This window comes from Dyadobacter sp. HNCC25DJ184, from assembly GCF_056895215.1.
The window spans coordinates 332,640-345,207 of record NZ_JBXHAQ010000001.1 but is presented as its reverse complement, the minus strand read 5'-3'; the positions used below and the strand labels follow the sequence as shown (position 1 = coordinate 345,207).

Below are 12,568 nucleotides of genomic sequence, written 5' to 3'. Positions count from 1 at the left end.
CTTATCAAAGCCATACCCCACGGTTTTCATATTAGTTTTTTACAATTTTTGCTTTCTCAAAATAATAAAACTGAACCAGTAATATATTCCGTCCAGTAAGCAATATAAGTACCAATTGAATATATCCAAAGCTTATACTACAACCATAAAGGTTTCATAGACTTTTCACCGATACAATAATGAACATGCCTAACAATGCCGCATTGGTTTGCTTCCATTTATAAAAGCTGATATCTTGATATGTTATCGAACATATTCTTAGTCATCTCTTTTGCTACTATCAGCGCGTATTGGCTTCTTTTGTCCGGTTATCACCACTTTTTTCATAAAATTGGCTTCCAGCATTCTTTGTTCCTGCGCTTTATTGGTGATATTTCCGGTAAGGTATTTCTCAATAATCAGCGTTGCTATCGGTGCGGCGGCCGCCCCTCCTGCCCCGGCATTCTCAACAAAAACGGCGATTGCGATCCTGGGATTATCGGCAGGGGCAAAGGCGATAAAAATTGAATGGTCGTCTCCAACTCGGTTTTGAGAGGTTCCGGTTTTTCCAGCAATCGTAATGCCTTCAACTCTTGAGCGGCGCGCAGTTCCGGCTTCCACAGCTCCGATCATCCCCTCAACGATCGGTTCAAAATGTCGGGCAGCAATTCCGGTCTCATGTCTTTTGGTATAAGTGGTATCAAGCCTGCGTTTATCGCCGACTCCAGCTACAACATGAGGCGTATAAAAATAACCTCTGTTGGCAATAATAGCCGCCACGTTTGCCATTTTCATCGGCGTCACCAATAGCTCTCCTTCTCCAATGCTCAGTGAATAAATATTGGAAAACTTCCACCGCCCTTCTCCGATAATTTTGTCGTAATACTTTTTGTTGGGCAAATTCCCTTTGTATTCGCCGGTAACATCCACGCCCAGCCGCTGCCCGATTCCAAATTTACTTACGTACCCATACCACTTCTCAAGGCCATATGCAGAAGCCTTATATGTATTTTTGATCTCGTTGTTATAAATAACGCGTCTGAAAACGTTGTAAAAATATGGGTTACACGAGTTCGCTACGCCCAGAGCGACAGTCGGTGTAGCAGGGTGGTTGTGACAACCAATCGGACAGTTGGCATGGGTAAATCCGCTTGACGGCGTAATTACTCCTTCTTGCAAGCCAACCAATGCCTGGATCATCTTAAACGTGGAACCCGGCCGATAGCTGGCCATAACAGTCCTGTTGAACAAAGGCTTATATGGGTTACGTACCAGCGCGGCAAAATTCTTCGAAAAATACCTGCTCGCCAGCAAGTTAGGGTCATATGAAGGAGCACTTACTATTGTTAAAATCTGCCCCGTTTTAGGCTCAATCGCCACGATGCTTCCTACTTTATTAATCATCAGACTGTCGGCATATTGCTGAACGGTGAGGTCAATACCAGTGTAAAGGTTTTCACCCGCTACTGCCATGGTATCCAAAATTCCGTTTTTCCAGGGGCCTTTATAAACTCCGGCCACATTCTGCATCACGAATTTAATACCACGCTTACCTCTCAATTCATTCTCGTAGATCTTCTCTATCCCGTTCTGACCTACATAATCGCCCTGACGGTAGTATTTGTCTTCTTGCTTTTCCAGTTGACCGCCGGTAATTTCACTTACATACCCTAATGTGTTGGCAAGTGTCGGGGCAGTATAGGTTCTCAAAGAGCTTTTTGCAAATTCAAAACCACTATAATCCACCATGATATCCTGTATGGAAGCAAAGTCTTCCTTTGACAATTGCCGAAGAAATGTGGAAGGTTTGAAACGGCTATATGAGCTGGCAGCTGCCATCAGGCTGTCAAAATCTGAACGCTCGATACCCAATGCCTGACAAAAACGCAACGTATCTTCTACCCTTGCCTTATTTGGCGTTACCTTCAGATCGTAAACGGGCGTATTATACACAATCAATTTCCCGTGCCGGTCATAAATCTGACCGCGAAATGGAATTTCAATAACACGTTTGATGGAATTGCTTGAAGACTCGATGGAGTAGCTGTCGTCCAAGACCTGCAGATAAAACAGGCGCGACAGGTATATGAAACCCACAAGAATAAAAAACCCAATAATATAAAAGCGACGATTTTCGAGCATTCTACCCCCAGTATTCCTGTTCTCCCAATTTTAACGCGAAGCTCGTGATATGGAAAGACTTATCAAAGCCATACCTGCCGGTTTTTATATTAGTTTTTTACAATTTTAGTGTACTCGAAAAGAATGTAACCGTCGCGAGCTCATTCACCTTTTGGAACCACCATAATAACCTCTTCCTTATCCACAATCACCGCACCTTCGGGCATATTTTTCAGTTTACGAACATACTTTTTCGGCGTTACAATCACAGGACATAGACTGTCGTTCCTTCGTTTCGAATAATATGCCGCCACCTCCGCGGCTCTTTCAATCACAGACGACGGAAATTTCTTCCCCGCCTGGTACTTGATTACAACATGCGATCCGGAAACGTCCCGAGCGTGCAACCAAAGATCTTCTTTAAAAGCAAACTGTTTTGTAAGCAAATCGTTATTCTTTGCGTTCCGGCCGATCAGAATCGTATATCCCTGAAATTGAAGCGTTTTAAACAATTCATCCGGCAAATTCGCTTTGGTCGTTGATCCTAAAAGTGTGTACTTTTTGATGTACGTCCTTAATTCCTTTAGCGACTCGATCGCCTCGATATTAGATAAGTGCAAAAGATATTCCTTCTTTTCATTTTCTCTAAAGGTCAGACTGTCATTCAGGCGATCCAGCTCGATCTTTTCATTTTTGCTTTTTCGATAATATCCTTCGGCATTTTTTTGTGGACTGAGATCCTTTTTCAGTTTGATCCGGATATTGGTGTCTCTGTAAAAATCGTACAACTCAACTTCCGTGGCCCTGCCCGGGATCTGATTCAGATTTGCCATGATGATATGGCCGATCTCATCATTTTTAACCGCAGACTCAAGCGCAACCAATTTCTCAAATGTGTTATCAAGATAATGAGTAGTTTGATCAATCCGCTTTTTGATAATCCGGATCACCTCTCCTTTTTCTTTGACAATACCATTGAGACGAATACGAGCAAAATAAAACGCGTTGAGAGCCTCAATGGGATCGCTGAAAATGCTCGGATCCTGTGCAAAGTTTATAAGTGAAAGTATCGGGATATGGTCCTCAACGGCAACAAAATATTTTCCAGCGTCCAATTCGAACAGCAATTTCTGGATCACATTCCATTTTTCCTCCGGATCAGTTTTATTTTCTAAACGAGAAATTAATGCATTGTTAATCAGCTTATTAAAAGTAGGAAACAAGAGGCGAGGATTCTGGTCAGCCTGAATATACGCTTCAAAACTCTGATCAATTTGGCGGTCAAGCAAGTCGACTTTCAATTCATGATCGGCTAACAATTTGTTATTAAAAATACTGGTGATATTCCCTTCCGGATCGAATGCTACCAAATTAGAGCGATTGCCAAACATCTTAAAAACCAGGCAATATCCATTTTCAAAATACACCCCAAATGCACGCTCATTCTCAAAAACCCGGACATGCTTAACAACCGCTGCTTCCAACTCGGTAAACAAATTGACGCTATTCCTTCGGGCGCGGTCAAATTTTTCTGGGAAGCTTAAACAGGCGAAATCCGATTTAAGGGTTGCTTTGATATAAAAAACTTCAGAATCAGTATTGGCAAAAACCAAAATAAGCTCATCCTTCTCCTGGCTGAAAGTTTCCATCAGCGACTTCCCCCTCAATTCAATATCAAGCCGCGGAGCCAGCTTTTTTAGAAAATAATAATTGTGATGCAATGTTAAATATTCTTTTGAGCGTGGGCTTTCAACGGTCGGCAATCGACCAGACATACCGACTAAAATCTTTTTCTGGAATGATCTGACTGATGAAAGCCGCCTGCCGATGTAACTCTTACAAATTGCCTTTTTTTAATTCTTCCGCGGCAAAATTTACCGCTCTTGCTGTCAGCGCCATATATAATATCGACGGACTTTGATTTCCTGTGCTGGTCATGCATGCGCCGTCCGTTACAAATACATTCGGACAAAGATGCATTTGATTGTTCTTATTTAAAAGCGACGTTTTCGGATCATGCCCCATTCTTACTCCGCCCATCTCATGAATATCCAGTCCAGGAGCCTGGTGACTGTCATGCGTTTCAATATTTTTGACTCCGGCTTTTTCCAACATTTCCTTGCTTTGAGTCAGAAAATCTTTGATCATCTTTTCATCATTATCGTCATAGTCGACGGCGGTAACCAAAAGCGGAATTCCCCACTGATCTTTCTGATCCTTACTCAAAGTCACCTGATTGGTTTCCTTCGGAATGGTCTCGCCTTGCATATACATATAAACTGTCCAACCTCCCGGCTCAGTCAGCCTTTCTTTGAATTCTTTTCCAAATGTCGCTCCCTCTCCTTTCTTTTTCCCACGTCCCCGATGTGCGCCCATGAACGTGGTAAACCCGCCAACATAATCAGTATCGATTTTCCCAAGATTTCGATAATTGGCAAGAATTGGCTCAGTCGGGTTTCTTCCAAAATAATATTTGTCGTCGAAGCCTTCAATAGTTCCACCCAACGACGCACGGTAGTTGTGGAAGGCTATATACTTACCTAGCAGGTTATTGTCATTACCAAGCCCATTCTGGAAACGCACTGATTTGGAATTGAGCAATATCAGGTTCGTATTCAGAGCCGAAGCATTCACGAATATCACCCTTGCATAAAAGATTACCTCTTCGTGCGTATTGGTATCGATCACTTTAATACCGACCGCTTTCTTTTTTTCTTCGTCATATACAATAGAATGCACAACAGAAAAAGGCCTGATCGTCAGATTACCTGTCTTTTCAGCCCAAGGCAAAGTTGAAGAAACAGAGCTGAAATAGCCACCATATGGACACCCCCGCATACACATATTCCGCGCCTGACACTGTCCGCGCCCTTGCTTGATATGGATTTCCTGTGGATCGGTAATATGCGCCCATCGTGCTTGCACTAAATGACGATCCTTATAATTGTCCTTGATACTTTTCTGAACCGCAGATTCTACACAATTCATTTCGAAAGGACGCAGAAACTCCCCATCGGGCATGGCTTCTATACCATCCTTATGACCACAAACACCAATAAATTTTTCAACGTGTGAATACCACGGCGCTATATCCTGATATCGAATTGGCCAGTCAATACCATAACCAAACTTCGCAGGAGCCTCAAATTCGTGATTACTCCAACGCTGACAAGCACGTCCCCAGGTGAGCGACTTTCCTCCCACCTGATATCCGCGGATCCAGTCAAATGGCTTTTCCTGAACATATGGATGGTCTTTGTCTTGTATAAAAAAATGCTTGTCGGTATCGTCATAGCCAGCCGCCTTGCTGATCAGCGGATTCTCTTCTAATATTTCTTTCGAAACCCGACCGCGATATGGAAATTCCCATGGCGCCATGGTGGCTGTCGGATAGTCCTTATTGTGAACCACATTTCGGCCACGTTCCAATACCAAAGTTTTTAATCCCTTGTCACACAATTCCTTAGCTGCCCATCCTCCGCTTATACCAGAGCCAATTACGATCGCGTCAAATGTTTGGGATATTGATTCCGGCATATTTCGATGAAGTTGAATTTTATTGCTATTTTTTGTCCTTTTCAAAAGAAGCACAAAATCCTGAAAGTCTAATGATAGCGGGGGGATATCGTTTTGGGAATGGAGGGAAAGAGAGGTTATTCGAAATGCCTTTGAACATCGAGATGCTAACTTATAGTTTGCCGAGAGCAAATAAAAGAATCAATATTGGCTGCCAGAAGAAGACATTAAGCTATCATTTATGGAAATTAACCTAAGTCGCCCGGCCATCCACAGGCTCAGGCTGGCAAGTACCTGCCTAACTCAAACAATTCACTTCAGGCTAGCAATTAGTAAATATTCTCAACTCAACAAATTCTCTTCTCAATAAACAGAATCTCCTGCATCACCGACTCGTATAATCCCTTTTCCTGCAGCCAGTTGTCGTGATAATATGTTTGCTGATATCTTTCTCCTGAATCACAGATTAATGTAACAATCGAGCCTTTTTGTTTTTTCACTCTCATCTGTTCAGCCAGTTCCAGCACGCCCCAGAAGTTAGTTCCGCTTGAACCGCCGACTTTTTTATTGAGTAATGAGGAAAGTTTGAGCATCGCAGCAATCGAGCCGCAGTCCGGGACTTTGATCATTTCGTCCACTACATCGGGAATAAACGATGGTTCAACCCGCGGCCGGCCTATTCCCTCAATTCTGGATCCATGTTCGTTTGACAACTGATGATCCCGACTTTTCCAGTATTCATAAAAAACAGAATTTTCAGGATCGACGACACATATCTGGCTCGCGTGACATTCATATCTCACGAACCTTCCGATCGTTGCAGAAGTGCCGCCTGTTCCGGCACCCACTACAATCCAGGTTGGTACCGGATAGCGTTCATTTTTCATCTGCCGGAATATCGATTCGGCGATATTATTGTTTCCACGCCAGTCTGTCGCCCTTTCAGCATAGGTAAACTGATCCATAAAATGGCCGCCGGTCTCTTCAGCTATCTTTCTTGAAGCCTCATATACTTCCGAAGGATGGTCCACGAAATAGCACTTGCCTCCGTAGAATTCAATCGCCTGGATTTTATCAGTACTCGTTGAGCGCGGCATCACTGCCACGAAGGGCAGTCCCAGTAATTTAGCAAAGTAGGCTTCCGAAACAGCCGTTGATCCGCTGGATGCTTCCACAATGGTTGTCCCCTTGCTAATCCAGCCATTACAAAGTCCATAAAGAAACAACGATCTTGCCAAACGGTGCTTCAAGCTTCCCGTTGGGTGAGTGGATTCGTCTTTAAAATAAAAATCGATATCCTTATATTCAGGCAAATTTAATAATACCAAATGCGTATCCGCCGACCTTTGATAATCAGCCTCTATTTTTCGGACGGCATCGTATTCCCACAAATCTTTCATTTAACTGTTAGGTTTTAGGGGTTAGCTTTTAGTTTTCAGGTTTAAACGCGGAGTTTTCAGGTTTAAACGCTGAGTTTGATGAGTTTTCCGCTGAGTTTCGCTGAGTTTTAATATAAAACTCGCTATTCATAGACTCCGGCTTGTTGTTTAGCAAAGTTACACAGGGTTTTTTTTCTGCGTAACTCAGCGTGTACTCCCATTACTCTGCGTTTTAATGCTTACAACTCAAGTTCCAGGCCATCATATCCAAGCCTTACATTCGGAGGCAGCTCGCTTTCAACATCCGCGTGTTTGCCTAGTTTGTGACTGATATGGGTTAGATATGTTTGTGGGATTTTCAGCTTTTCGATCAGTGCTAAAGACTGGGGAAGGGTGAAATGAGAAAGATGGGGCTCTTTCTGAAGGGTATCAAGAACCAGAACTTTCGAGCCCTTGATTTTCTCCTGCTCTTCGTCTGATATAAAATTGGCGTCTGTGATATAGGTAAAATCCCCGATGCGATATCCGAAGACTTGCAGGCGATGGTGCATCACTTCAATTGGAGTAAAAGTCACTCCAGAAACATCAAATGGCTGATTAACAACTTCATGTGTTTCAAATTGCGGAACTCCGGGATATCGGAACTCAGAAAAAGCATATGCAAATTCCGTTTTGATCTGATTCAAAACTTCTTTGCGTCCATAAAGCGGAATATCTATCCTTTGGCGGTGATTAAAAGCCCGGGAATCGTCCAGGCCTGCGGTGTGGTCTTTATGCTGGTGCGTAAAAACGATCGCGTCCAGCGAGCGCACATCGGCGCGAAGCATTTGCTGCCGGAAGTCCGGACCAGCATCAATAACAATAGATTTACCTTTTGACTGAATCCAGACAGACACTCTCAGCCGGTTATCTCTTGGGTCTTCAGAACGACAAACAGCACAATCGCAGGCAATAACGGGTATTCCCTGCGATGTGCCAGTGCCTAAAAGTGTAATCTTCATCCAGACTATTCTGTCAAATGAGCCACAACTTCTACCAAACGGTCAAAGTTTAGAGGCTTCATCAGGGCATCGTCAAAACCTGCTGCTTTGAAATCTTCTTCGGAGTAATTCTTTGCGTTACCTGTAATAGCAACAATCGGAGTCTTTGCCTTGGTTGCATCCGGCAATTTGCGGATACTTCTTGCGCATTCCATTCCATCCATCACCGGCATGTTAATATCAAGAAGTATAATATCAAACTGCTCTTTTTCCAGTAGCTGCAAAACCTGCTCTCCGTTCTTTACGGATGTAATTTCATAATGCTGAAATTCCAGAATCTTCCTTGCCAGGTTTTGAATTACAGAACTGTCTTCGGCAATGAGTACTCGCTTTGTGTATGACATATGGGTCAGGTATTGGTTTTAATTATTTGGCAGGTCAATTTATATATATTTCGATCAACAACACAAACTCAGACAGTGTTATGTTTCAAATTTTATTCAAAAAGGTAAATATACGTTCTATCATTTCCCAAACCAGCATTTCAGGTGTAGATTGCACGATATTTACTGAGACTGCTGTTTAAAATGTTCAAGAATAAATTAATTCGATACAGTACAATCGCTATGGTGATAGCGATTCTGGCCTATTTCTTTGTAGAAAATTTTTCAGGTTCCGCAGGCGAAGACGCTTCTATTGAAGAAGTTAAGTCTAATCCACAGGCCTATATCGCCAAAATTGAAGCAGAAAGAAAAGCCAAAGATGAGCTTTTCAAAAGTGGTCCTGATTCACCAATCGCCGATAAGGACTCGTTTCATGGTTTGCATTATTTTAAAGTCAATCCGGAGTTTCTGGTGAAAGCCAATATAGTGCCTTACACCGGCGACGAAAAGGAGTTGACAATTACCTACACTGATGGAACCAATGAAAAATATGTAAGATATGGCTATGCCAATTTCACAATCAACGGGCAGGCAGAAAAACTGCTTTTACTTGAAAATGAAGGCACGCTATCAGTTCTTTTCAAAGACGAAACCAGTGGAAAGGAAACTTATGGCGGCGGCCGGTATATTGATTATCCTGTTTCAGGCATAAAAAACAATACGATCATTCTGGACTTCAACAAAGCCTACAATCCCTACTGCGCATATCAGGAAGACTTTGCTTGTCCGGTACCTCCGAAAGAAAACAAGCTGACCGTGTCGATTTTCGCAGGCGAGCAAACCGAAGACAGTGCGCACTAAGTTCCTGAAGATTTTGACTCCATATCATGACAGGAGGTCGCAGTTAAATCACTAATTTTGTGTTTACGTTTAAATTAAAACAACAATCCGATGGTTATATATCATGCCGGCCCGTTTTTGGCGTGATATTCAGACCATATCCTAATCGAATCCATATTGCATGAAAATTTCGTATAAGTGGCTCCAAGAGCTGATAGATATACAAGAGTCCCCGGAAGAAATTGGCAAGTTGCTCACCGCGACCGGCCTTGAAGTAGAAGGCATTGAAGAGATTGAATCCGTTCGTGGTGGCTTGAAAGGCGTTGTAATTGGTGAGGTACTTACTTGCGAGAAACATCCGGAAGCAGACCGTCTGAAGCTGACAACCGTGGATACGGGTGGTGAAACTCCCCTTTCGATCGTCTGCGGAGCGGCAAATGTGGCAGCAGGGCAAAAAGTGGTAGTGGCGACAGTTGGCGCGACCTTATATCCGACGGGAAGTGAAGAAGCTCTGGTTTTGAAGAAATCAAAAATCCGTGGAGCCGTTTCCGAAGGAATGATATGTGCTGAAGACGAACTTGGCCTTGGAACCTCTCATGATGGCATTTTAGTGTTGGATACTGATTTGCCAAACGGCACACCAGCGGCAGAATACTTCAATATATCATCCGATTTTCTGATTGAAATTGGTTTGACGCCGAACAGAGCCGACGCGGCTTCTCATTATGGTGTTGCCCGAGATTTACGCGCTGTTCTGGACCGTGATATCACTTTGCCTTCGGTCGAAGCCTTTCAGGTAGACAATCAAACTTTACCGATTTCGGTAGAAGTTTTGAACGAAGAAGCTTGTCCGAGATATGCCGGATTGACAATTAGCGGAATTACGGTGGGGGAATCTCCTGCGTGGCTGAAACAAAGATTACAAACCATCGGGATTCGCTCTATTAATAATATAGTAGATATCACCAATTACGTATGCCATGCACTAGGCCAGCCGATGCACGCATTCGACGCCGCCAAAGTTTCAGGCAACAAAGTGAAAGTGCAGACTGTGGCGGAAGGAACGCCTTTCATAACATTGGATGGACAGGAAAGAAAACTGGGCGCTACCGATTTGATGATATGCAATGACTCGGAACCGATGTGTATTGCTGGTGTTTTCGGTGGACTTACGTCCGGCGTGACGGCTGAAACGACTGCCATATTCCTGGAATCTGCTTATTTCTCACCAGTTTGGGTAAGACGCACGGCTCAAAGATTCAGTCTGAAAACAGATTCGTCGTTCCGTTTCGAAAGAGGTACTGACCCTAATATGCCTGTTTATGCTTTGAAATGGGCGGCGTTGCTGATAAAAGATATAGCGGGTGGCTCAGTATCATCGGACATTATCGATATATACCCAAATCCGATTCAAAGTTTTGAAATCCCGGTTAGTTACAAGCATATCGACCGTTTGATTGGAAAGACGTTAGAGAGAGATCTGATCCACAATATCCTTGAAAAACTGGACATCGTTCTCGAAAATGTTACGCAAGAAGGTTTTACTGCTATCGTACCGCCATATCGTGTGGATGTACAGCGCGAAGCGGATGTGATCGAAGAAATTTTGAGAATATATGGTTTTGGTCAGGTTGAATTGTCGGAAGCACTAAGCTCAGATTTCATTTCCGAATTCCCAGAAAACGATCCTGAAAAACTGAAATTGCGTGTTGCGGAGTTGTTGGCTGCCAATGGTCATATTGAAATGATCAACAACTCGTTGACCAAACCGGATCTTCAGGCAACGATCAGCGAAAGCCTTCCGGGCAATCCTGTGAAGATTCTCAACTATCTAAGTGAGGATTTGTCTGTGATGCGTCAGACACTGCTTTTCTCAGGTTTGGAAGTAGTTGCTCACAATATCAACCGCCGTCAAAAAGACCTGAAACTTTTTGAATTTGGCAAGATATACTTCGAAAACGAAGGAAAATATCAGGAAAAAGAACGATTGTCGATATTTCTGACCGGAAATATTCAGGAAGAAAGCTGGCAGGAAAAGTCACGTGAGGTTTCGTTCCACGATATTTCAGGATTTATTCGCCAGGTACTGGGCGCTATGAAAGTTAAAGCTGTTGATCAACAGCCGGCTGATGCCAATATTTTCCAGTATGGTTTGACACTGACTTTGAACAAGAAACCTTTGGTAAGTTTCGGGTTGGTTAAAACGGCAATCACTAAAAAAGCTGATATCAAGGCACCGGTTTTCTTCGCCGATTTTGATTGGGATTATCTGCTTCGTCAATACAACAGCGCGGTTCAATATAAGGAAGTAGCCAAGTTCCCTGAAGTGCGGAGAGATCTTTCGCTTGTGGTTGAAAAAAGCGTGACTTTCCAGGAATTGAAACAACTTGCATATAAAACTGAAAGGCAGTTGCTTCAATCTGTGAATGCATTTGATGTATACGAGGGTGAAAACCTGCAGGGCAAGAAGTCGTATTCAATCAGCTTTATTCTTCAGGATGCACAGCAAACGCTCAATGATAAGGTAATTGATAAAACCATGCAGCGGTTAATCGCAACTTACGAGAAAGAGTTGGGTGCTATTATCCGAAAGTGACATCTGTTAAAATATCCGCTATTCTTTGAGGCTTGGTATTCAAGGCGAAAAAAAATTGATCCAGATCCGTGTAAGTTTATTAAAGTGCCATCGTCATGACTATAAAACCAACCTCCAATCCCCGGCTGATTATCATTCAATTAGCGGAATTGGAAAAGAAGCTTGAGATTCTGACGAACATAAAAAATAACCTTAGCTGGTCGGCGTCTGAGCTTCAGCGCGAAAATGCAGAGTTGCGCGCTGAAAATATCAAGCTCAAGGAAGAAGGAAAAGAATTGAAGAAAAAATACAGTACTTTAGAGAAAGACTTTAATAAGTCTAAAACTTTCGCTAAAATTGTCATTAGTAAACTGACACCAACTTCCGGATTAGCCGAACTAAAAGACTCAGTTGAACGATATATACAAGAGATCGATAGGTGCATAGAAATGCTTGAAGATAGCGATGAAAAAAAATAGTATTCCCAATCCTGATGTTTCTGTCTTTATAAAAGTACTGGACAGAGGCTTTAAGCTGAGTGTTCCGGCAGACCAGGAAAGATATTACAGGGAAGGCTTTGATGTTTTCAAAAAGCGTGTCGAGCAGCACAGAGAAAATACAAAAGGATACGACGAGATAGAAGCTACAGGCCTTACCGCGATAGAATGTATGGTGGCCATGCAGCGGATACTCGAAGAAATGGAAAACTTAACTAATGCATTTCAGGAACGGGTGGCCCGATTGGAAGAGAAGGTTTCAGAAGCAATAGAAGGTTGAATCCATGACCAAAATACC

The 12,568-nt window shown here is 42.9% G+C and carries 10 protein-coding genes; 4 read left to right on the top strand and 6 right to left on the bottom strand.

The features are described 5' to 3' along the window. Positions 1–258: 258 nt before the first annotated feature. From AC1XUD_RS01340 to AC1XUD_RS01315, 6 genes are all read right to left on the bottom strand, one after another. A complete protein-coding gene (locus AC1XUD_RS01340; protein WP_483359136.1) occupies positions 259–2,121 on the bottom strand; it encodes a penicillin-binding transpeptidase domain-containing protein in 1,863 nt (620 codons plus the stop codon). Between the two features lie 140 nt (positions 2,122–2,261). After that, positions 2,262–3,875, bottom strand: a complete 1,614-nt coding sequence (locus AC1XUD_RS01335) for an NFACT RNA binding domain-containing protein (RefSeq protein WP_483359135.1) — start codon at positions 3,873–3,875, stop codon at positions 2,262–2,264. Between the two features lie 61 nt (positions 3,876–3,936). Then, entirely contained in the window at positions 3,937–5,637 is a 1,701-nt protein-coding gene (locus AC1XUD_RS01330; RefSeq protein WP_483359134.1) for a GMC oxidoreductase, read from the bottom strand. Positions 5,638–5,963: 326 nt separating this feature from the next. Beyond that, positions 5,964–7,016 carry a PLP-dependent cysteine synthase family protein gene (locus tag AC1XUD_RS01325; protein ID WP_483359133.1) on the bottom strand — a complete coding sequence of 351 codons (1,053 nt, stop codon included), beginning with the start codon at positions 7,014–7,016 and terminating at the stop codon, positions 5,964–5,966. Positions 7,017–7,234: 218 nt separating this feature from the next. After that, the gene (locus AC1XUD_RS01320; protein WP_483359132.1) at positions 7,235–7,996 is read right to left on the bottom strand and encodes an MBL fold metallo-hydrolase; all 762 of its coding nucleotides are present in this window, start codon (positions 7,994–7,996) and stop codon (positions 7,235–7,237) included. A gap of 5 nt (positions 7,997–8,001) precedes the next feature. Next, positions 8,002–8,379: a response regulator gene (locus AC1XUD_RS01315; protein WP_483359131.1), complete on the bottom strand. Its 378-nt coding sequence runs from the start codon at positions 8,377–8,379 to the stop codon at positions 8,002–8,004. Positions 8,380–8,562: 183 nt separating this feature from the next. Between AC1XUD_RS01315 and AC1XUD_RS01310 the strand changes: the two genes are divergently transcribed. The 4 genes from AC1XUD_RS01310 to AC1XUD_RS01295 all read left to right on the top strand — a co-directional run bounded on the left by AC1XUD_RS01310 (position 8,563) and on the right by AC1XUD_RS01295 (position 12,550). Beyond that, positions 8,563–9,219: a DUF1684 domain-containing protein gene (locus AC1XUD_RS01310; RefSeq protein ID WP_483359130.1), complete on the top strand. Its 657-nt coding sequence runs from the start codon at positions 8,563–8,565 to the stop codon at positions 9,217–9,219. A 160-nt stretch (positions 9,220–9,379) separates the two neighbouring features. Continuing rightward, positions 9,380–11,794 carry a phenylalanine--tRNA ligase subunit beta gene (gene pheT, locus AC1XUD_RS01305; RefSeq protein ID WP_483359129.1) on the top strand — a complete coding sequence of 805 codons (2,415 nt, stop codon included), beginning with the start codon at positions 9,380–9,382 and terminating at the stop codon, positions 11,792–11,794. Between the two features lie 95 nt (positions 11,795–11,889). Further along, positions 11,890–12,252 carry a hypothetical protein gene (locus tag AC1XUD_RS01300; protein WP_483359128.1) on the top strand — a complete coding sequence of 121 codons (363 nt, stop codon included), beginning with the start codon at positions 11,890–11,892 and terminating at the stop codon, positions 12,250–12,252. Further along, a complete protein-coding gene (locus AC1XUD_RS01295; RefSeq protein ID WP_483359127.1) occupies positions 12,239–12,550 on the top strand; it encodes a cell division protein ZapA in 312 nt (103 codons plus the stop codon). Before AC1XUD_RS01300 ends, AC1XUD_RS01295 begins: the two co-directional genes overlap by 14 nt. Positions 12,551–12,568 lie beyond the last annotated feature (18 nt).